Origin of the sequence: Methylobacterium sp. Leaf108, assembly GCF_001423265.1 — a bacterium.
GTDB lineage: Bacteria > Pseudomonadota > Alphaproteobacteria > Rhizobiales > Beijerinckiaceae > Methylobacterium.
Genome location: NZ_LMND01000001.1, coordinates 208,735 through 229,467 on the forward strand (window position 1 = coordinate 208,735; position 20,733 = coordinate 229,467).

The following is a 20,733-nucleotide window of genomic DNA, read 5'->3' on the forward strand; positions in this document are numbered from 1 at the left end:
GGGGGCGACTGCGATCCGATCCGTCCGCCGGAATGGTTAGCGGCGGCTTAAGCGCCGGGGGCTTCGAACGTCGCGGCGTCGAAGATGGCGCCTTCGATGGCGGCGCCTTCGATGGCGGCGGCATGGGGCAGGAGGGCGAGCAGGCTGGCCGGCGTGAGGATGAGCCCGCTGTCGGTGATGATCCACGGCGAGCCGGTGGCCGCCCTCAGGGCGGCGAAGGCCTCGTCCAGGGCCTGTCGCAGGCTTGGCATGTCGCGGGGTTCGACCCCCTTGGCGCCACCACCGTCGGCGCCGGCCACGCAGAACGGCCAGATCGTCAGTTGTGCCGGCCGGTCGAGGTCTTCCCCGAAGATGGCGATGCCGATCAGATCACTCTCCGGTGTCATGCCGGCGCCCGCCAGTATCGGCATGACACCGTCAGCACAGCTCATGCCAAATCGGGACCGCACCGGGCGAGTGCCGGCATCGGAACCGCCGATGACAGCCGCCGTTGACATGGTCGGAACGGCGTTTCGCCAGGCGGCCGGGTGGACGCCCCATCGAGGCGTTCTTCCCGAGCAGAGGAGACTGCCATGCGCGTGTCGTCGACAGTACGAATCGTCCTGGCGGCGGCCGTCGTGGGCGCCCTGGCATCGCCCGCGTTCGCGCGGGGTGGAAGTGGCAGCGGGAGCGGGCTGTCACCCTATGCGGCCGAGAGCGGAAACGACCGCTCCGCCGGCGTCAACAACGGCAACTACCGCAGTCCCCGGCTCGACCCCTATCTCGGTGCCTACGAAGGGCGCGGCGACCGTCCCGTTCGCTACGACCGGCGCGGCCCGCGGCCTTCGCCGCCCTACGGCTATCCGTACTGAACCCGTCCGGTTCGAGGACGCGGTTCAGCCTCTCCGATCACCGGTTCCGGTCGGATCACCGCTTCTTGCCGAGCTCGGCCGCGATGTCCTTGACCATGTGTCCGGCCTTGCGGTGGGCGGTGACGATCTGATCCTCGCTCACGCCCCAGCGCTTCATCCAATGGGCGACCGCCCTGCGCTCGGAGAGATCGAGCCTGTCCTTGTCGATGAAGCCGCGCTTCTCCTTGAGGCCAGCCATCACACCGTCTCCATCGCCGTCGTCATCTGAGGGTCGGCCGCCATGGCTTTCGCCTTCCACTGGTCCCGGTCCGCTTCCATCGCCTTCAGCGCGGCTTCGGCACGCGCGGCCCTGGCCGATTCGGAGCGAGCGAGCGCCTGGGCCCGCTCCCGGGCCCGCGTCTCGGCCGCCATCTGAACCTTGAGATCTCTCGGGCTCGACACAGGTCGCTCTCCATCATGACCGCGGGCAGACCTCGGTCCCGCCGGCGACCGATCCGCCGGGGCTTGCACCCGCACACCCGCATCCGGTACGAGCCCGGGACGATGCGGGCGGTTAGCTCAGTTGGTAGAGCGTCTCCTTTACACGGAGAGGGTCGGCGGTTCGAGCCCGTCACCGCCCACCATATCCTTCGCGGATCACGGCCGCAGGACGTTTGCGGATCATGGCCGCAGGTCCTTCGCGGACCACGGCCGCAAGTGAGGCGATCGCCCGATGGAGACCGTCGAGTGCGTCGTGGTGGGGGCCGGGGTCGTCGGCCTCGCCTGTGCCCGTGCCCTGGCTCTCGCCGGGCGTGAGGTCGTCCTCCTCGAAGCGGCCCTGGCGATCGGCACCGAGACCTCGTCGCGCAACAGCGAGGTCGTTCATGCCGGGCTCTACTATCCTCAAGCGAGCCTGAAGGCGCAAAGCTGCGTGAGCGGACGCCACAGGCTCTATGCCTATTGCGAGGCGCGCGGCATCGCCCACCGGCGCTGCGGCAAGCTCGTCGTGGCCTGCGACGAGGGCGAGGTCGCGCGGCTGGACGCGCTCTACGCCAACGGCCTCGCCAACGGCGTCGAGGGCCTGGACCGGCTTGGCGCGGCCGCCGTCGCCGGCCTCGAACCGGCGTTGCGGTGCCGGGCCGCGCTCCTCTCGCGCGAGACCGGCATCGTCGATTCGCACGGATACATGCTGGCGCTGCGGGGCGACTTCGAGGACGCCGGCGGGATGATCGCTTTCGGCACCACGGTCGTCGGCGGCGAGATCGGTGCGGACGGGGTGATGCTGCGCGCCAGGGATGCCGGCGGCGGCGAGACGCGGCTTCTGGCCGAAACCGTCGTCACCAGTGCCGGCCTGCACGCCGACCGGTTGTTGGCGGGGCTCGACGGTTTTCCAGCCATGCACCGGCCGCAGCTGTCCTATGCCAAGGGCAGCTACTTCACCTATGCCGGGCGCTCGCCGTTCCGGCACCTCGTCTATCCGGTGCCGGAGGCGGCGGGCCTCGGGGTGCACATCACCATCGACCTGGGCGGCCAGCTGCGGTTCGGGCCGGACGTGGAATGGGTCGACTCCCCCCTCGACTACGCCGTCGATCCCGCCCGCGCGGACGGGTTCTACGCCGCCGTGCGGCGCTATTGGCCCGCGTTGCCGGACGGCACGATCCAGCCCGGCTACGCCGGCATCCGCCCCAAGCTCGGCCTCCGCGGCGAGCCGGCGCGCGATTTCCTGATCCAGGGACCGGAGACCCATGGCATCGCCGGTCTCGTCAACCTCCTGGGGATCGAGAGCCCGGGACTGACCGCGTCGCTGGATCTGGCCGACCGGGTGGCCGCCTGCATCGCGAAGGACTGACGGGCAAGACCGGCGGCGATGGGTCAGCCGCTCGCCAGGACCAGCGCCCAGAACCGCTTGTAGCGCGAGCCCGGCGCATCGACCCTCGCGATGCCGACCCGCTTGAGCTGCGGGATCAGCATGTTCTTGTTGTGCTCGGAGGAGGCCTTCCAGCGGGCGAAGGCCTCGTCGAAGGTGGTGGCCCCGGCGCCGAGGTTCTCGGCCGCATAGGCCCTGCCGGCTCCGGCCGCTGCCATCCGCGCATGGAAGCCGCCGCCGAGGTCGTGGCTGAGGCGCCCGGCCTCGGCGTTGACCCGCGCCTGGAGCGAGGCGGCCCGCACCAGACCCGAATCGACGGTGACCGGCCCCAGGCCGTGCCGCGCCCGGTATTGCGAGATCGCGGCCGCGGCGGCCTCCTCGTCGAGGATCACGACGCTGGTGGGAAGGGCCGGCTCGCCGAAGATCGCGGGTGTCCCGCACCCTGCCAGCCCCAGCACGAAACCGAGGGCGAGGATGCGACGGGCGATCTTCGGAACGGACGTCATCGTGAGGATGGCCCACCTGTTCGGACGGTCCCACCCATTGCACGCATAAAGCACGATGAGGGCACGGGTCAGCGTTCCGTGGAGACGGAGAAACCTGCGATCGATCGCGAGGGGACTGAAGTTCATCGAGAAACGTGGCGCGGGCGACGGGGCTCGAACCCGCGACCTCCGGCGTGACAGGCCGGCACTCTAACCAACTGAGCTACGCCCGCGTGGCGTTGCGGCGCCCCTCGGGGCGTCGGTGGGCGGGGTTTAGGGACGGGGGTGGGGGCTGTCAAGCATCGGAATCGCCGGGGCGACGATTGAGGGACGACGCCGGTCCGGACGATCATTCGCGGAGAGGCTCGTGCATTCGTGGCAGGGCTCGTGCGGCAAGGCTCGGGCCATCTGCGCCGATCCGTCGTGTTGCCAGTCGCGCCGCGCCTCCCATCTGCATGACAGCACTCGATTTGTGCGGCGCAGGGTGCCCTTGTTTCACCCAGGGTGCTCGTCTAAGCCGGGTCTCGCAGTCTGACACTGGACCAGTTCCACATCGCCGTCGGTGCCTTGGCAAGGGTCATATGCCAGGCGTCGCGACGACCCCAAAAGAGCGCGAGAGGCGTCCCATGACCGGTCTGCTGGCGGATTACCTGCCCCTCATCGTCTTCATCGGCGTGTCTCTGTTCATCGCCGCCGCCCTCCTCGTGGCGCCGTTCCTGGTGGCCTACAACAGCCCCGACCCGGAGAAGCTCTCGGCCTACGAGTGCGGCTTCAACGCCTTCGACGACGCGCGCATGAAGTTCGACGTGCGCTTCTACCTGGTGGCGATCCTGTTCATCATCTTCGATCTCGAGGTCGCCTTCCTGTTCCCCTGGGCCATCACCTTCGGAGAGCTCGGCTGGTTCGGGATGTGGTCGATGATGGCCTTCCTCGGCGTGCTCACCGTCGGGTTCGTCTACGAGTGGCGCAAGGGCGCCCTGGAGTGGGACTAGCGCCCGCGCCCTTCGCTCCCGCCCCGACCGAAGCCTGATCCCGAGAAACCGATGGCCTTCAGCCCCGACATCTCCCGCGCCCCGCAGGTCGCCCCGGCCCCCAAGGGGATCATCGATCCCAACACGGGCCAGCCCGTGGGCGCCAACGACCCGACCTTCCTGTCGATCAGCAGCGAGCTCGCCGACCGCGGCTTCCTGATCACCTCCACCGACGACCTCATCAACTGGGCCCGCACCGGCTCGCTGATGTGGATGACCTTCGGGCTCGCCTGCTGCGCCGTCGAGATGATGCAGATGTCGATGCCGCGCTACGACTGCGAGCGCTTCGGCTTCGCGCCGCGCGGAAGCCCGCGCCAGTCCGACGTGATGATCGTCGCCGGCACGCTCACCAACAAGATGGCTCCCGCGCTGCGCAAGGTCTACGACCAGATGCCGGAGCCGCGCTACGTCATCTCGATGGGAAGCTGCGCCAACGGCGGCGGCTACTACCACTATTCCTACTCGGTGGTCCGCGGCTGCGACCGCGTCGTGCCGGTGGACATCTACGTTCCGGGCTGCCCGCCGACGGCCGAAGCGCTGCTGTACGGCGTCCTGCTCCTGCAAAAGAAAATCCGCCGCATCGGCACCATCGAACGCTAGAGGCGGGGGGACGTCATCGCATGAGCAACGGCATCACGATCCTGCGCCATACCCAGGCGCCCACCGGCGAGGCGGCGCTGCAGGCGCTGTCCGACCATGTCGCCGCCGGTCTCGGGGCGGCGGTGGTCTCCCGTTCGATCGCCTTCGGCGAACTGACGCTGGTCGTCCCGGCCGACGCCATCGTCGCCGCACTGACCTTCCTGCGCGACGACCCGGCCTGCGCCTTCCGCTGCTTCATCGACATCTGCGGCGCCGATTATCCGAGCCGGGCCAAGCGCTTCGACGTGGTCTACCACCTGCTCTCGCTGCGCCATAACAGCCGCATCCGCGTGAAGGTCGAGACCGACGAGACCACGCCGGTGCCTTCCGCGATCGACGTGTTTCCCGCCGCCAACTGGTTCGAGCGCGAGACCTACGACCTCTACGGCATCCTGTTCTCGGGCCACCCCGACCTGCGCCGGCTGCTGACCGACTACGGTTTCGAGGGCCACCCGCTGCGCAAGGACTTCCCCCTGACCGGCTTCGTGGAGGTCCGCTACGACCAGGACGAGGCCCGGGTGGTCTACGAGCCGGTCAAGCTGACCCAGGAATTCCGGAACTTCGACTTCCTGTCGCCGTGGGAGGGCACGGAGTACGTGCTGCCTGGCGACGAGAAGGCGAAAGCGTAAGGGGCGAATGGCGAATGGCGAATGGCGAATGGATGGCGACAGGCCCATCAGCTCGTATCGCGACCTCGACGTCTGGCAGGATGCCATGACGCTCGCCGAGTCGTGCTACGGGTTCACGAAACCATTTCCGCGTGAGGAGATGTTTGGCCTGTCGTCGCAGATCCGCCGCGCGGCGACCTCCATCGCGGCCAACATCGCGGAAGGTCATGGGCGCGAAAGCACCGTGTCGTTCGTTCATTTCCTGCGCATTTCACAGGGCTCGTTGAAAGAGCTTGAAACGCATCTGCTCCTGAGCGGGCGCGTCGGCCTCGCCGAACACGATCATGTCGGCGTCATCCTGAAGCGCTGCGAGTCCGTAGGACGTCAGCTGCGGGCCTTGATCAGGTCTCTGCAACGACGCGTCGAGATCGAGAAGGGATCGCGCTGATGCCGGCAATCCATTCGCCATTCGCCACTCGCCATTCGCCCTCCGGCGCAGCCGGAGACGCCCGATGACCGAGCACAACATCCGCAACTTCGCGATCAACTTCGGGCCGCAGCATCCGGCGGCGCACGGTGTGCTGCGCCTCGTGCTCGAACTCGACGGCGAGATCGTCGAGCGGGTCGATCCGCACATCGGCCTGCTCCATCGCGGCACCGAGAAGCTGATCGAGTACAAGACCTACCTGCAGGCGACGCCGTATTTCGACCGGCTCGACTACGTCTCGCCGATGAACCAGGAGCATGCCTTCTGCCTCGGCATCGAGAAGCTGCTCGGGCTCGAAGTTCCTCGCCGCGCCCAGCTCATCCGGGTGCTGTTCTGCGAGATCGGCCGCATCCTCTCGCACCTCCTCAACGTCACCACGCAGGCGATGGACGTCGGCGCCCTCACGCCTCCGCTCTGGGGTTTCGAGGAGCGCGAGAAGCTGATGATCTTCTACGAGCGCGCGTCCGGTGCCCGCCTCCACGCCAACTACTTCCGGCCCGGCGGCGTCCACCAGGACCTGCCGCCCGCGTTGATCGACGACATCGAGGCGTTCATCGACCCGTTCCTGCAGGTGGTCGACGACCTCGACAACCTCGTCATGGGCAACCGCATCTTCAAGCAGCGCAACGTCGACATCGGCATCGTCACGGTGGACGAGGCCATGGCCTGGGGGTTCTCGGGCGTGATGGTGCGCGGCTCGGGCATCCCGTGGGACCTGCGCAAGTCGCAGCCCTACGAGTGCTACGAGGAGATGGAATTCGACATCCCCGTGGGAAAGAACGGCGACACCTACGATCGCCAGGTCATCCGCATGGAGGAGATGCGGGAATCCGCCAAGATCATGCGGCAGTGCTGCGCCAAGCTGCGCGAGCCCGCCGGTCAGGGTCCGATCGCGGCCACCGACGGCAAGGTCGCGCCGCCGCCGCGCCGCGAGATGAAGCGCTCGATGGAAGCGCTGATCCACCACTTCAAGCTCTACACCGAAGGGTTCCACGTGCCCACCGGCGAGGTCTACGCCGCGGTCGAGGCCCCAAAGGGCGAGTTCGGCGTCTATCTGGTGTCGGACGGCACCAACAAGCCGTACCGCTGCAAGATCCGCGCTCCGGGCTTCGCCCACCTCCAGGCGATGGATTGGATGTGCCGCGGGCACATGCTGGCCGACGTGTCCTGCGTGCTCGGCACGCTGGACATCGTGTTCGGCGAAGTGGACCGGTGAGGATCAAGGTTCAGGACTGATGGCCAACCGTCGACTCGCTCCCGCTGCCGAGCAGCCCGCCTCGTTCGCGTTCTCGCCCGAGAACGCCGAATGGGCCAAGGGCCAAATCGAGAAGTACCCCGAGGGCCGGCAGGCCTCGGCGGTGATCCCGCTTCTGTGGAAGGCGCAGGAGCAGAACGGCGGCTGGCTGCCGCAGAAGGCCATCGAGGCGGTGGCCGACGAGCTCGGCATGCCGCACATCCGCGTGCTCGAAGTGGCGACCTTCTACACGATGTTCGCGCTGGAGCCGGTCGGCCGGTTCTGGATCCAGCTCTGCGGTACGGTGCCGTGCGATTCCTGCGGCGCGCGCGAGTTGAAGGACTACCTCCAGGGTCGCCTCGGCCCCCCCGGCCACGTCAGCGCCGACGGCAACTTCTCCTGGCTCGAGGTCGAGTGCCTGGGTGCCTGCTGCAACGCGCCGATGGCCCAGATCAACCAGGATTACTACGAGGATCTCACGCCCCAATCCCTCGGCGTGCTGATGGACGACCTCGCGGCGGGGCGTCCGGTCAAGGTCGGCTCGCAGGTCGGGCGGGTCTCGTCCGAGCCGGCGGCCGGGGCGGCCACGCTCACCGATGCGAGCCTGTTCGACGGGTCGCGGGTCGGCGCCTGGCGCAAGCGGTTCGAGGACCAGGCCGCCGACGAGACCGATGCCAAGGGCAAGGACGAGGCGGCCTCCTCCGAGCGGCGCGCGGCCGTCGATCCCAAGCCCGCGCGGCCCGATGCCGGGCGCGCGGTCGGCACCAATGCCATCGATGCGCCGGCCCAACGTGCCGCCGCCGGACAGACCCCGGTGCCGGCGAGCACCCATACGGAGTCGTCCGGCGTCGTCGCATCGGGCGAGGCGTCGGGCGGCGAGGCGGGAACGCAATCGTCGCTGCCGCGCGGCGAGCCGCCGCCCCAGCCCGTGGCCTCGGGTGCCAGCGACGGCGAGGTCGCGGCGGAAGCCGAGGAAGCCCGCGTCGCGAAAGCCATCGCGGGCCTGCCCAAGGACGCCAGCCCGGAACAGAGGGCAGACGCCGTGGGCAGACGGCCGCCGGGCCTCGACGCCGCACGGGGCGGCCGGGCCGATGAGCTGACCCGGATCAAGGGGATCGGACCGGGCAACGCGGCGCGTCTTCACGCGCTCGGGATCCACCATTTCGACCAGATCGCCGCCTGGACCCGCGACGAGGTCGCCTGGGTCGGCACCTATCTCGCGTTCCCGGGCCGCATCGACCGCGAGGGCTGGGTGGCGCAGGCTGCGGCCCTCGCAGCATCCGACAAGTGAGGCGCTGACATGCTCTCCGATCAGGATCGCATCTTCACCAATCTCTACGGCCTGCATTCGCCGGGCCTGGACGAGGCCAAAAAGCGCGGCGCCTGGGACGGGACCAAGTTCCTGCTCGAGATGGGCCGGGACTGGGTGATCGACGAGATGAAGGCGTCCGGCCTGCGCGGACGCGGTGGCGCCGGCTTCCCCACCGGCCTCAAGTGGTCGTTCATGCCCAAGAAGTCGGATGGCCGTCCGCACTACCTCGTGGTCAACGCCGACGAATCCGAGCCCGGCACCTGCAAGGACCGGGAGATCATGCGGCACGATCCGCATCTGCTGATCGAGGGCTGCCTGCTCGCCTCGTTCGCGATGGCGGCGCACGCCTGCTACATCTACATCCGCGGCGAATACGTCGCCGAGAAGCACGCCCTGCAAAAGGCCGTCGACGAGGCCTATGCGGCCAAACTCGTCGGCCAGGACAACGTCCACGGCTATCCGTTCGACATCTACGTCCACCACGGCGCCGGCGCCTACATCTGCGGTGAGGAGACGGCGCTGCTGGAGTCCCTCGAGGGCAAGAAGGGGATGCCGCGCCTCAAGCCGCCCTTCCCCGCCAACATGGGCCTCTACGGCTGCCCCACCACCGTGAACAACGTCGAGTCGATCGCCGTGGCCGGCACCATCCTGCGCCGCGGCGGCGCGTGGTTCGCGGGCTTGGGAGGCAAGAACAACACCGGCACCAAGCTGTTCTGCGTCTCGGGCCACGTCAACACGCCCTGCAACGTCGAGGAAGAGCTCGGCATCACCTTCCGCGAGCTCGTCGACAAGCATTGCGGCGGCATGCGCGGCGGCTGGGACAACCTCCTGTGCTCGATCCCCGGCGGCTCCTCGGTGCCGCTGGTGCCGGCCGAGCAGATCATCGACGCCAAGATGGACTTCGACACCCTGCGAAACCTCGGTTCGGGCCTCGGCACCGCCGCCGTCATCGTCCTCGACAGGTCCACCGACATCGTCGCGGCGATCACGCGCATCTCGTACTTCTACAAGCACGAGTCATGCGGCCAGTGCACGCCCTGCCGCGAGGGCACCGGCTGGATGTGGCGGGTCATGAAGCGCATGACGGAAGGGCGTGCCCAACGCCGTGAGATCGACATGCTCCTCGATGTCACCAAGCAGATCGAGGGTCACACCATCTGCGCGCTCGGCGACGCGGCAGCTTGGCCGATCCAGGGGCTGATCCGGCACTTCCGGCCGGAGATCGAGCGCCGTATCGACCGCTACAGCGCCAACCCGCATTCCGATCCGGTGCCGATGGCGGCGGAGTGATCCGCAGCCCGCACCACCCGTAGTTTCGAGACCGAGACGCACGCATGACCAAGCTCATCGTCGACGGCACCGAAGTCGATGTTCCGGCCGACTACACCCTTCTGCAGGCCTGCGAGATCGCGGGCGCGGAAATCCCGCGCTTCTGCTTCCACGAGCGGCTGTCGATCGCCGGCAACTGCCGCATGTGCCTCGTCGAGCTGAAAGGTGCCCCGAAGCCGGTGGCGTCGTGCGCCTATGCGGTGAAGGACTGCCGGCCCGGCCCCAACGGCGAGCCGCCGGAGGTGCTGACGCGCTCGGGCGCCACGAAGAAGGCCCGCGAGGGGGTGATGGAGTTCCTCCTCATCAACCACCCCCTCGACTGCCCGGTCTGCGACCAGGGCGGCCATTGCGACCTGCAGGACCAGGCGATGGCCTACGGAGTCGATTCGACCCGCTACGGCGAGAACAAGCGCGCCGTCGAGGAGAAATACATCGGGCCTCTGGTGCGCACGGCCATGAACCGCTGCATCCATTGCACCCGCTGCGTCCGCTTCCTGGCGGAGGTCGCGGGGGTGCCGGACCTCGGCGCGATCGGGCGCGGCGAGGACATGGAGATCACGAGCTATCTCGAATCGGCCATGGGCTCGGAATTGCAGGGCAACGTCGCCGACCTCTGTCCGGTCGGGGCGCTGGTCCACAAGCCGCAGAGCTATCAGGTCCGCCCCTGGGAATTGTCCAAGACCGAATCCGTCGACGTGATGGACGCGGTCGGCTGCGCGATCCGGGTCGATGCGAGGGGCCGCGAGGTCATGCAGATCGAGCCGCGGGTCAACGAGGACATCAACGAGGAGTGGATCTCCGACAAGACCCGCCATGCCGTCGACGGCCTGCGGACCCAGCGCCTCGACCGGCCGTACCTGCGCGAGAACGGGCGCCTGCGCCCCGCCACCTGGGCGGAGGCCTTCGGGGCGATCGCCGCCCGGATGAAGGGCGTCGACCCGACGCGCGTCGGCGCCATCGTCGGCGACCTCGCCGGCGTCGAGGAGATCTATGCGCTGAAGGGCCTGATGACCTCGCTCGGCGTCGCCAACCTCGATTGCCGGCAGGCCGGCGAGGCGGTCGATCCGGCCTGGGGCCGGGCGTCCTACACCCTCGGGACGACCATTCCGGGCATCGAGGAGGCCGACGCGATCCTGCTCGTCGGCACCAACCCGCGGCTCGAGGCATCCCTCCTCAACGTGCGCATCCGCAAGCGCTGGCGCATGGGGCCGCTGGCGGTGGGCGTCATCGGCGAGGCCGCCGATCTCACCTATCCCCATACCTATCTCGGTGCCGGCCCCGAGACCCTGGCCGAGATCGCGGGCGGCAAGCACAGCTTCTTCGAGATCCTGAAGGGGGCCAGCCGTCCACTCGTCATCGTCGGCATGGGCGCGCTGGCCCGGCCGGACGGCGCTGCGATCCTCGCCGCCGCCGCGGCGCTGGCCAAGGATATCGGCGCGGTGAGTGCCGAATGGAACGGTTTCGGCGTACTCCAGACGGCCGCCGCCCGCGTCGGCGCCCTCGATCTCGGCTTCGTGCCGGGCGAGGGTGGTCTGACCGTCGCGCGCATGGTGCAGGCGAACGCCCTCGACGTGCTGTTCAACCTCGGCGCCGACGAGGTCGCGGTCGAGCCGGGCGCCTTCGTCGTCTACCAGGGCACCCACGGCGATCGCGGCGCCACCCGCGCCGACGTGATCCTGCCGGGCGCCGCCTACACCGAGAAGAGCGCCACCTTCGTCAACCTCGAGGGCCGGGTGCAGACGACCAACCGCGCCGGCTTCCCGCCGGGCGACGCGCGCGAGGATTGGGCGATCCTGCGTGCGCTCTCGGACGTGCTCGGCAAACGGCTCGCCTTCGATTCGCTGACGGCCCTGCGCCGGGCGCTCTACGCCGATCATCCGCATCTGGCGGGTGTCGATGCGGTCGCGCCGTGCGACGCGGTCGCCACCGTCGACCGGCTCGCGGGCCTCGGCGGCGAGCCGGAGCGCACGCCGTTCGTGTCGCCGATCGACGACTTCTACCTCACCAACGCCATCGCCCGCGCCTCGCGCGTGCTTGCCGAATGCTCCAAGCTCGCCCGCGGGCGCGCCCTCGAAGCCGCGGAATAAGGGCCCGACCCGATGACCTGGGAAATCCTCGGCAGCGTGTTGCTGATGGTGCTCAAGAGCTTCGTCCTGCTCTCGGCACTGCTCGTCTTCATCGCCTATGCGCTGCTCGCCGACCGCAAGATCTGGGCGGCGGTGCAGCTGCGGCGGGGGCCCAACGTGGTCGGGCCGTGGGGGCTGTTCCAGTCCTTCGCCGACCTGCTCAAGTTCGTCCTGAAGGAGCCGGTGATCCCGGCGGGTGCCAACAAGGCGCTGTTCCTGCTGGCCCCCCTGGTGTTCGCGACCCTGGCGCTGGCGGCCTGGGCGGTAATTCCCCTCGCCGAGGGCTGGGCCATCGCCGACCTGAACGTCGGCATCACCTACATCTTCGCGATCTCGTCGCTGATGGTCTACGGCGTCATCATGGGCGGCTGGGCATCGAACTCGAAATACGCCTTCCTCGGGGCGCTCCGCTCCACCGCGCAGATGATCTCCTACGAGGTCTCGCTCGGCTTCGTCATCATCTGCGTGCTGCTGTGCGCGGGCTCCCTCAACCTCTCGCGCATCGTGATGGCGCAGGACACCTCGCTGGGCATCTTCGGCTGGTACTGGCTGTGGCTGTTCCCGATGTTCATCGTGTTCTTCATCTCGGCGCTCGCCGAGACCAACCGCCCTCCCTTCGACCTGCCGGAGGCCGAATCGGAGTTGGTGGCCGGATACATGGTCGAATACTCCTCGACGCCCTACCTGCTGTTCATGCTCGGCGAATACGTGGCGATCATGACCATGTGCGCGCTCGGCACCGTGCTCTTCCTCGGCGGCTGGCTGTCGCCGATCCCGTTCGCGCCCTTCACCTGGGTGCCGGGGCTGATCTGGTTCGCGCTCAAGGCCAGCTTCCTGTTCTTCATGATCGCCATGGTGAAGGCCATGGTGCCGCGCTACCGCTACGATCAGCTCATGCGGCTGGGCTGGAAGGTGTTCCTGCCGATCTCGCTCGTCTCCGTCGTGGTCGTCGCCTTCGTCCTCAAGCTCACCGGCCTCGCGCCGGTCGCCGTTCCGCTCTAACTCCCTGTTCCTTCGCGCTTTCCGGCGGAAGACGGCCGGCCTGTCTCCACGAGAGCGCTTCAACGGAGATCGCGCCATGCAGCTCGATCAGGTCGCCAAGGGTCTGCTCCTCAAGGAGTTCGCGTCGGGGTTCGTCCTCGCCATGAAATACTTCTTCAAGCCCAAGGCCACGATCAACTATCCCTTCGAGATGGGCCACAGGGGGCCGCGCTTTCGCGGCGAGCATGCCCTGCGGCGCTACCCCAACGGCGAGGAGCGCTGCATCGCCTGCAAGCTGTGCGAGGCGATCTGTCCGGCCCAGGCCATCACCATCGAAGCGGGACCGCGCCGGAACGACGGCACCCGTCGCACCACCCGCTACGACATCGACATGGTCAAATGCATCTATTGCGGCATGTGCCAGGAGGCTTGCCCGGTGGACGCCATCGTCGAAGGCCCGAACCTGGAGTTTTCCGTGGAGACGCGCGAGGAGCTCCTCTACGACAAGGACAAGCTCCTCCTGAACGGCGACCGTTGGGAGCGCGAGATCGCGCGCAACCTCGCGGTGGACGCGCCCTACCGCTGACACGGGACAAATGGCGAGTGGCACGGTGGGAAGTTGGCCCTCTCTCCGCGAGGGCCATCCTGCCAAGCCTCTATTCGCTATTCGCCCTCGCGAAGCGGGAACCGGTTGTGCCTCCCCGCAGCGGGTTCTATAGACGGCCGGCTTGCACGGGCCACGCTTGAGTTTCGGAAGAAGGGGTCGTCCTCGGGGCGACTGATCTCGACAATCGCATGAGCGCAGCCGCAGCCTTCTTCTACCTCTTCGCCGGCCTCGCGATCGCGTCGGGCTTCATGGTGATCGCCTCCCGCAATCCCGTGGCCTCGGTGCTGTTCCTGATCCTGGCCTTCGTGAACGCCGCCGGCTTGTTCGTCCTGATGGGCGCCGAGTTCCTGGCGATGATCCTGGTCGTGGTCTACGTCGGCGCCGTCGCGGTGCTGTTCCTCTTCGTCGTGATGATGCTCGACGTCGATTTCGCCGAGCTCCGGCAGGGCTTCCAGCACTACCTGCCGGTGGGGGCGCTCGTGGGCGTGATCTTCCTCATCGAGCTGGTGCTCGTGGTCGGGTCCTGGACGATCGACCCGGGCCTGGTCCAGGCGCCCCTGAGCAACGTCGCCAGAGCGGAGGCGGTCACGAACACGCAGGCCCTCGGGCGGGTGCTCTATACCGACTACGTCTTCTTCTTCCAGCTCGCGGGGCTGGTGCTGCTGGTGGCGATGATCGGGGCCATCGTGCTCACCCTGCGTGACCGCCCCGGCGTCAAGCGCCAGAACATCGCCGTGCAGAACGCGCGCACGCAGGGAATGGCGGTGGAGACGGTGAAGGTGCCCTCGCGCCAGGGCGTCGAGGTTTGAGGTTCGCCGCTCCTCCTGCGAGGAAGCCACGAGAACGCAAAAGGGTCGAGGGACGCCGATGATCGGTCTGAGCCACTACCTCACGGTCGCCGCGATCCTGTTCACGCTCGGCGTGCTCGGCATCTTCATCAACCGCAAGAACGTCATCGTCATCCTGATGTCGGTCGAGCTGATCCTGCTCGCCGTCAACATCAACCTCGTCGCCTTCTCGACCCACCTCAACGACATCGTCGGCCAGGTCTTCGCCCTGTTCGTGCTGACGGTGGCGGCGGCGGAGGCGGCGATCGGGCTCGCGATCCTGGTGGTGTTCTTCCGCAACCGCGGCTCGATCGCGGTGGAAGACGTGAGCATGATGAAGGGTTGATCCGCCCTGATCCCCAACCGAACACGACGTGGTAGGGGCGCAGGCGCGCCCCGCGAGGCCGGACCGAGATAGATGTACCACGCGATCGTCTTCTTTCCCCTTATCGGCGCCCTCGTCGCCGGACTGCTGGGGCGTCAGCTCGGCCCGCGCCTGTGCGAGTGGATTACCACCGGCTGCCTCGCCTTCTCGGCGCTGCTGTCCTGGGGCGTCTTCCTGGACGGGGGCGGCGAGAGCCTTCGCGTCCAGGTGGCGACCTGGTTTTCCGCCGGCGACCTGAGCGTCGACTGGGCCTTCCGCATCGACACCCTGACCCGCGTCATGCTGGTCGTCGTCACCACGGTCTCGACCCTCGTCCACCTCTATTCGGTCGGCTACATGCACGAGGATCCGCACCGGCCGCGGTTCTTCGCCTACCTGTCGCTGTTCACCTTCGCCATGCTGATGCTGGTGACGGCCGACAACCTCGTGCAGATGTTCTTCGGCTGGGAGGGCGTCGGCCTCGCCTCCTACCTGCTGATCGGGTTCTGGTACGAGAAGCCCTCCGCCAACGCCGCGGCGATGAAGGCCTTCATCGTCAACCGGGTCGGCGATTTCGGCTTCTCGCTCGGCATCTTCCTGGTGTTCGTCCTGTTCGGCTCGGTCGCCTTCGACGGCATCTTCCCGCGCGTGGCCGAACTGAAGGACGCCAGCTTCCACTTCCTCGGCTACGACTGGCATGCGCTGACGCTGGCCTGCCTGCTGCTGTTCATGGGCGCCATGGGCAAGTCGGCGCAGTTCCTGCTGCACACATGGCTGCCGGACGCCATGGAGGGGCCGACCCCCGTCTCGGCCCTCATCCACGCCGCCACCATGGTGACGGCCGGCGTGTTCATGGTGGCGCGCCTGTCGCCGCTGTTCGAACTGGCGCCCGACGCGCTCGTCGTCGTCACGGTGATCGGCGGCATCACCGCCTTCTTCGCGGCCACGGTCGGGCTGGTGCAGAACGACATCAAGCGGGTCATCGCCTATTCGACCTGCTCGCAGCTCGGCTACATGTTCGTGGCGCTCGGCGTCGGCGCCTATTCGGCCGGCGTGTTCCACCTCTTCACCCACGCCTTCTTCAAGGCGCTGCTGTTCCTCGGCGCCGGCTCCGTCATCCACGCCCTGCACCACGAGCAGGACATGCGGAACATGGGCGCGCTGCGGCGGCACATCCCCTTCACCACCGCGATGATGGCGATCGGGACGCTCGCGCTGATCGGCTTCCCGTTCACCGCCGGCTACTACTCGAAGGACGCGATCATCGAGGCGGCCTACGCCTCGACCCGGCCCGGCCACACCCTGGCCTTCATGGCCACCGTGGTCGCGGCGCTGATGACCTCGTTCTATTCCTGGCGCCTGTTCTTCCTCACCTTCGAGGGGCCTGCGCGCTGGGTCTCGCACGAGGCCCACCACGACGACCACGCGCATGCGGCCGTGGCCCACCAGGCCGACGGCGCCCGCGGCCACCACGAGGGCGTCGCCCACGACGATCGCGGCCACGACGTCGAGCCGGCCTCGCACAGCGCCATCGAGCACCACGACCACGCGCCCCATAAGCCGCACGAAAGTCCGCTGGTGATGACGATCCCGCTGGCGATCCTCGCCTTCGGTGCGCTCTTCGCCGGCCTGATCTTCAAGGACCGCTTCATCGGCGAGGGCATGGAAGCGTTCTGGGGGCCGGCCCTGGCGCACGGGCCCGACAACCACATCATGCACGACATCCATTCGGTGCCCAAGATCGTGGCCTATTCCCCCGCGATCATGATGCTGATCGGTTTCGTCCTGGCGTTCTGGATGTACATCCGCCGCCCCGAATTGCCGGGCGCCCTCGCGGACCAGCAGCCGGTGCTGTACCGCTTCCTCCTCAACAAGTGGTACGTCGACGAAATCTACGAGCGCATCTTCGTGCGCCCGGCCAAGGACTTCGGCAAGTTCCTCTGGAAGGAGGGCGACGGGCGCGTCATCGACGGGATGGGGCCGGACGGCATCGCCGCCCGCGTCGCCGACGTCACCCGCGGGGTCGTGCGCCTGCAGACCGGCTACGTCTACCACTACGCCTTCGTGATGCTGGTCGGCGTCGCCGGGCTGATCTCCTGGTACATGGTGTCGGGCGTGCCCAAGGTCGGGCACTGATGGCCCACCTGGTCTTTCCGCTTCGGAGCCCCCGCTAGATGTTCGGCCTCGGTATCCTCTCCGGCCTGCTCATCGTGCCGCTCTGCGGCGCCGCCTTCATCCTCACCCTCGGCGACGAGACCGAGGCGGTGCGCCGCAATGCGCGCTGGGCGGCGCTCGCGACCACGATCGTCACCTTCGTGCTCTCGCTCGTGGCCTGGAGCCGCTACGACACCTCGACAGCGAGCTTCCAGCTCGTCGAGACGCATGCCTGGCTCACCGAGACCATCCGCTTCAAGCTTGGGGTCGACGGCTTCTCGATGCCGCTCGTCCTGCTCACCACCTTCCTGATGCCGTTCTGCATCGCCGCCTCGTGGAACTCGATCGGGACGCGGGTGAAGGAATACTTCGTCGCCTTCCTCGTCCTCGAGACGACGATGATCGGGGTGTTCTGCTCCCTCGACCTGGTGCTGTTCTACCTGTTCTTCGAGGCCGGCTTGATCCCGATGTTCCTCATCATCGGGATCTGGGGCGGCAAGCGACGCATCTACGCCAGCTTCAAGTTCTTCCTCTACACCCTGCTCGGCTCGGTGCTGATGCTGCTCGCCATCATGGCGATGTACTGGCACGCCGGCACCACCGACATCCCGACGCTCCTCACCACCCGCTTCCCCGTGGGCATGCAATGGTGGCTGTGGCTGGCGTTCTTCGCCTCCTTCGCGGTGAAGATGCCGATGTGGCCGGTCCATACCTGGCTGCCCGACGCGCACGTGGAGGCGCCCACCGCCGGGTCGGTGATCCTGGCCGGCATCCTCCTCAAGATGGGCGGCTACGGCTTCATCCGGGTCTCGCTGCCGATGTTCCCGGATGCCAGCCAGGCCTTCGCGCCGCTGGTGTTCGCCCTGTCGGTCATCGCGATCATCTTCACGTCGCTGATCGCCCTGATGCAGACCGACATCAAGAAGCTGATCGCCTATTCCTCGGTCGCCCACATGGGCTTCGTCACGCTCGGCCTCTTCACCCTCAACGAGCAGGGCATCCAGGGCGCCCTGTTCCTGATGATCTCGCACGGCATCGTCTCGGGTGCGCTCTTCCTCTGCGTCGGCGTCGTCTACGACCGCATGCACACCCGCGAGATCGCGGCCTACGGCGGGCTCGTGAAGCGCATGCCGCTGTTCGCCGCCGCGATGATGGTGTTCACCATGGCCAACGTCGGCCTGCCCGGCACCTCCGGATTCGTCGGCGAGTTCCTCGCCATGATGGGGGCGTTCAAGGCCAACCCGACCGTGGCGTTCTTCTCGGTGTTCGGCATCATCCTCTCGGCCGGCTACGCCCTGTGGCTGTATGCGCGGGTGATCTACGGCAAGCTCGAGAAGCCGGCCCTGATGGGCATCCTCGACCTCGACCTGCGCGAGAAGATCATCATCGCGCCGCTGGTGGCGCTGACGATCTACTACGGGGTCCACCCGGCTCCGATCCTCGACACCTTCGCCCCCTCGACGGAGGCGCTGATGCAGAGCATGAAGACCGCGCTCTCGACCACGCAGACCGCGGCCGTCGTGCCGCCGGTCGCGCGCTGAAGGTGAACCGATGAACGCCGCCCAGATCGTGATGCCGGCCCTCGGGCCGGCCCTGCCCGAACTGATCCTCGCCGTCGGCGTGCTGGTGCTGATCCTGTACGGCGCCTTCAAGGGCGAGCGCTCGGTGGAGGGCGTCAACGTCGGTGCCCTGCTGCTTCTCGTGCTGGCACTCTTCGTCGTGGTCTCGCAGACCGGCCTCAAGGTCACCACGCTCAACGGCTCGTTCATCGTCGACGGGTTCTCCCGCGTGATGAAGGCCCTGGTGCTGATCGGCTCGGCCGCGACCATCCTGTTGTCGCGCGACTACTTCCAGCGCGAGCGCATCGACCGGTTCGAGTTCCCGATCCTGGTCGTGTTGTGCACCATCGGCATGATGGTGATGGTCTCGGCCAACGACCTCATCGCCCTCTACCTCGGCCTCGAACTGCAGTCGCTCGCGGCCTACGTCATCGCGGCCTTCCATCGCGACAACCTGAAGTCGACCGAGGCGGGCCTGAAGTACTTCGTACTCGGCGCGCTGTCGTCGGGGATGCTGCTCTACGGCGCCTCGCTCGTCTACGGCTTCACCGGCACGGTCTCGTTCCCCGGCATCGTCTCGGCGCTGCACGAGGGCGCCGGCTTCGGCATCGTGCTGGGCATCGTGTTCGTGGCGGCCGGCGTCGCCTTCAAGATGTCGGCGGTGCCGTTCCACATGTGGACACCCGACGTCTACGAGGGCTCGCCGACGCCGGTGACCGCCTTCTTCGCCTCGGCGCCCAAGATGGCGGCGGTGGCGATGACGGTGCGGATCTTCATGGGCGCCTTCCCCGACGTCACCGCGATCTGGCAGCAGATCATCGTCTTCGTGTCCATCGCCTCGATGACGCTCGGCTCCTTCGCGGCCATCGGCCAGACCTCGATCAAGCGGCTGATGGCCTATTCCTCCATCGGCAACGTCGGCTACGCGCTGATCGGCCTCGCCGCCGCCTCCGAGGAGGGCATCCGCGGCGTGGTGATCTACATGATCATCTACCTCGCCATGACGCTGGGCGCCTTCGCGGTCCTGCTGTCCCTGCGCCGGGGCGGCCGGATGTTCGAGACGGTGGACGACCTCTCGGGCCTGTCGCGGACCCATCCGGTGATGGCGTTCTGCCTGGCCGCGATGATGTTCTCGCTGGCCGGCATCCCGCCGCTCGCCGGCTTCTTCGGCAAGTTCTACGTCTTCGCCGCCGCCATCAAGGCCGACCTCCTGGCGCTCGCGGTGATCGGCGTCGTCACCAGCGTGATTGGCGCGTTCTATTACATCCGCCTCGTCAAGGTGATGTACTTCGACGAGCCCAAGGCCCCCTACGAGGCGATGGCCCCGGGCCTGCGCATCGTGCTCGGCCTGTCGAGCGTCGTGGTGATCCTGTTCTGGCTCCTGCCCGCACCGCTGGTCGGCGCCGCCGGGGCCGCGGCCAAGTCGTTGTTCTAGCGCGCGGATGGACTACCGGCTCGGGGCCGCCGCCACGGCGGCCGGTCATCGTCTCGTCGTCCACGACAGCCTCGGCTCCACCAACACCGAGGCCCTGGATCGTGCGCGCTCCGGCGAGGCCGGGCCGCTCTGGGTGGTCGCCCGGCGCCAGGAGGCCGGCCGCGGCCGGCGCGGCAACGCCTGGACATCGCCGCCCGGCAACCTCGCCGCCAGTCTCCTGCTGGGCGTGGACGACGTCGATCCCGGCAGGCTCGCGACCCTGGGGTTCGTGGCCGGGGTGGCCCTCGTGGATGCACTGGGCGCGGTGTGCGGCGACGCGCGCGAATGCGTTTCGGCCGACGCGACGCCTCGGGACGAGGTCGAGGGATCGAGACCGACCGAGGTCGGCGGCCCGCGCTTGAAGTGGCCCAACGACGTCCTCCTCGACGGCGCCAAGCTCGCGGGCATCCTGCTGGAGGCGGAAACGCTCCGCGACGGCCGGAGAATCGTGGTCGTCGGCTTCGGCGTCAACGTCGCGGCGGCCCCGGAGGGATTGCCTTATGCCGCGACGTGCCTCAGGCAGGCGGGATGCGTGGTCGACGCGCCGGACGTGCTACGGGCCTTGTCCGACACGATCGTCGCGGCGATGCGGCTGTGGCACCAGGGCGAAGGCTTCGGGCATGTGCGCGCGCGGTGGCTCGCGAGCGCGGCCGGGCTCGGTAGGCCGGTGTCGGTGAGCCTCGGCACAGGCCGGGTGCAGGGAATTTTCGAGACGATCGACGACGCCGGACGGCTCGTGGTCGTCTCGGACGACGGAACGCGACGGACCGTGACGGCGGGCGAGGTGCATTTTGGGACGGCCGCGACGGCGGCTTGAGG

At 68.0% G+C, this 20,733-nt stretch carries 22 protein-coding genes and 2 tRNA genes; 19 read left to right on the plus strand and 5 right to left on the minus strand.

Translation table 11 applies throughout. From position 1 onward, the window contains the following. Window positions 1-47: 47 nt before the first annotated feature. Complete coding sequence (locus ASF39_RS21800; RefSeq protein WP_200938130.1) at window positions 48-386, minus strand: hypothetical protein; 339 nt, start codon at window positions 384-386, stop codon at window positions 48-50. A 186-nt stretch (window positions 387-572) separates the two neighbouring features. On the opposite strand from ASF39_RS21800, the gene ASF39_RS01035 reads away from it, so the two are divergent. Further along, the gene (locus ASF39_RS01035) at window positions 573-851 is read left to right on the plus strand and encodes a hypothetical protein (RefSeq protein WP_055879111.1); all 279 of its coding nucleotides are present in this window, start codon (window positions 573-575) and stop codon (window positions 849-851) included. 55 nt (window positions 852-906) lie between these two features. On the opposite strand, the gene ASF39_RS01040 is transcribed toward ASF39_RS01035, so the two are convergent. Continuing rightward, entirely contained in the window at window positions 907-1,089 is a 183-nt protein-coding gene (locus tag ASF39_RS01040) for a DUF3606 domain-containing protein (RefSeq protein ID WP_055879114.1), read from the minus strand. Then, the gene (locus tag ASF39_RS01045; protein ID WP_055879117.1) at window positions 1,089-1,292 is read right to left on the minus strand and encodes a hypothetical protein; all 204 of its coding nucleotides are present in this window, start codon (window positions 1,290-1,292) and stop codon (window positions 1,089-1,091) included. Before ASF39_RS01045 ends, ASF39_RS01040 begins: the two co-directional genes overlap by 1 nt. A gap of 106 nt (window positions 1,293-1,398) precedes the next feature. On the opposite strand from ASF39_RS01045, the gene ASF39_RS01050 reads away from it, so the two are divergent. Continuing rightward, window positions 1,399-1,474, plus strand: a tRNA-Val gene (locus ASF39_RS01050). 89 nt (window positions 1,475-1,563) lie between these two features. After that, entirely contained in the window at window positions 1,564-2,679 is a 1,116-nt protein-coding gene (locus tag ASF39_RS01055) for an NAD(P)/FAD-dependent oxidoreductase (protein ID WP_056280444.1), read from the plus strand. 23 nt (window positions 2,680-2,702) lie between these two features. On the opposite strand, the gene ASF39_RS01060 is transcribed toward ASF39_RS01055, so the two are convergent. Together ASF39_RS01060 and ASF39_RS01065 are read right to left on the minus strand one after the other, a co-directional pair. After that, window positions 2,703-3,203, minus strand: a complete 501-nt coding sequence (locus ASF39_RS01060; RefSeq protein ID WP_056281093.1) for a CAP domain-containing protein — start codon at window positions 3,201-3,203, stop codon at window positions 2,703-2,705. 135 nt (window positions 3,204-3,338) lie between these two features. Next, a tRNA-Asp gene (locus ASF39_RS01065) sits at window positions 3,339-3,415 on the minus strand. A 393-nt stretch (window positions 3,416-3,808) separates the two neighbouring features. Here ASF39_RS01065 and ASF39_RS01070 point away from each other — a divergent pair. From ASF39_RS01070 to ASF39_RS01145, 16 genes are all read left to right on the plus strand, one after another. After that, the gene (locus tag ASF39_RS01070; RefSeq protein ID WP_055879124.1) at window positions 3,809-4,174 is read left to right on the plus strand and encodes an NADH-quinone oxidoreductase subunit A; all 366 of its coding nucleotides are present in this window, start codon (window positions 3,809-3,811) and stop codon (window positions 4,172-4,174) included. A gap of 51 nt (window positions 4,175-4,225) precedes the next feature. Further along, entirely contained in the window at window positions 4,226-4,813 is a 588-nt protein-coding gene (locus ASF39_RS01075; RefSeq protein ID WP_055879127.1) for an NADH-quinone oxidoreductase subunit B, read from the plus strand. A 20-nt stretch (window positions 4,814-4,833) separates the two neighbouring features. After that, window positions 4,834-5,481 (plus strand): NADH-quinone oxidoreductase subunit C, encoded by a 648-nt coding sequence (locus ASF39_RS01080; RefSeq protein WP_055879131.1) that lies wholly within the window; start codon window positions 4,834-4,836, stop codon window positions 5,479-5,481. Between the two features lie 7 nt (window positions 5,482-5,488). Then, window positions 5,489-5,908 (plus strand): four helix bundle protein, encoded by a 420-nt coding sequence (locus ASF39_RS01085; protein WP_244472224.1) that lies wholly within the window; start codon window positions 5,489-5,491, stop codon window positions 5,906-5,908. A gap of 64 nt (window positions 5,909-5,972) precedes the next feature. Next, a complete protein-coding gene (locus ASF39_RS01090) occupies window positions 5,973-7,163 on the plus strand; it encodes an NADH-quinone oxidoreductase subunit D (RefSeq protein WP_056280452.1) in 1,191 nt (396 codons plus the stop codon). A 19-nt stretch (window positions 7,164-7,182) separates the two neighbouring features. Then, entirely contained in the window at window positions 7,183-8,472 is a 1,290-nt protein-coding gene (gene nuoE, locus ASF39_RS01095; RefSeq protein WP_056280455.1) for an NADH-quinone oxidoreductase subunit NuoE, read from the plus strand. A 9-nt stretch (window positions 8,473-8,481) separates the two neighbouring features. After that, window positions 8,482-9,783: an NADH-quinone oxidoreductase subunit NuoF gene (gene nuoF / locus ASF39_RS01100; RefSeq protein WP_055879141.1), complete on the plus strand. Its 1,302-nt coding sequence runs from the start codon at window positions 8,482-8,484 to the stop codon at window positions 9,781-9,783. A gap of 44 nt (window positions 9,784-9,827) precedes the next feature. Then, entirely contained in the window at window positions 9,828-11,909 is a 2,082-nt protein-coding gene (gene nuoG, locus ASF39_RS01105; protein ID WP_056280458.1) for an NADH-quinone oxidoreductase subunit NuoG, read from the plus strand. A 12-nt stretch (window positions 11,910-11,921) separates the two neighbouring features. After that, complete coding sequence (gene nuoH / locus ASF39_RS01110) at window positions 11,922-12,950, plus strand: NADH-quinone oxidoreductase subunit NuoH (RefSeq protein WP_055879148.1); 1,029 nt, start codon at window positions 11,922-11,924, stop codon at window positions 12,948-12,950. A 76-nt stretch (window positions 12,951-13,026) separates the two neighbouring features. After that, window positions 13,027-13,515 carry an NADH-quinone oxidoreductase subunit NuoI gene (nuoI, locus tag ASF39_RS01115; protein ID WP_055879150.1) on the plus strand — a complete coding sequence of 163 codons (489 nt, stop codon included), beginning with the start codon at window positions 13,027-13,029 and terminating at the stop codon, window positions 13,513-13,515. Between the two features lie 209 nt (window positions 13,516-13,724). Continuing rightward, window positions 13,725-14,345 carry an NADH-quinone oxidoreductase subunit J gene (locus ASF39_RS01120; RefSeq protein WP_056280462.1) on the plus strand — a complete coding sequence of 207 codons (621 nt, stop codon included), beginning with the start codon at window positions 13,725-13,727 and terminating at the stop codon, window positions 14,343-14,345. A 58-nt stretch (window positions 14,346-14,403) separates the two neighbouring features. After that, complete coding sequence (gene nuoK, locus ASF39_RS01125) at window positions 14,404-14,709, plus strand: NADH-quinone oxidoreductase subunit NuoK (protein ID WP_055879157.1); 306 nt, start codon at window positions 14,404-14,406, stop codon at window positions 14,707-14,709. A 72-nt stretch (window positions 14,710-14,781) separates the two neighbouring features. Next, the gene (gene nuoL, locus ASF39_RS01130; protein WP_056280464.1) at window positions 14,782-16,863 is read left to right on the plus strand and encodes an NADH-quinone oxidoreductase subunit L; all 2,082 of its coding nucleotides are present in this window, start codon (window positions 14,782-14,784) and stop codon (window positions 16,861-16,863) included. Between the two features lie 38 nt (window positions 16,864-16,901). Then, window positions 16,902-18,422 carry an NADH-quinone oxidoreductase subunit M gene (locus ASF39_RS01135; RefSeq protein ID WP_055879163.1) on the plus strand — a complete coding sequence of 507 codons (1,521 nt, stop codon included), beginning with the start codon at window positions 16,902-16,904 and terminating at the stop codon, window positions 18,420-18,422. 10 nt (window positions 18,423-18,432) lie between these two features. Next, entirely contained in the window at window positions 18,433-19,875 is a 1,443-nt protein-coding gene (nuoN, locus tag ASF39_RS01140; RefSeq protein ID WP_055879167.1) for an NADH-quinone oxidoreductase subunit NuoN, read from the plus strand. A gap of 7 nt (window positions 19,876-19,882) precedes the next feature. Next, the gene (locus ASF39_RS01145) at window positions 19,883-20,731 is read left to right on the plus strand and encodes a biotin--[acetyl-CoA-carboxylase] ligase (RefSeq protein WP_056280469.1); all 849 of its coding nucleotides are present in this window, start codon (window positions 19,883-19,885) and stop codon (window positions 20,729-20,731) included. The last annotated feature ends 2 nt before the right edge of the window (window positions 20,732-20,733 follow it).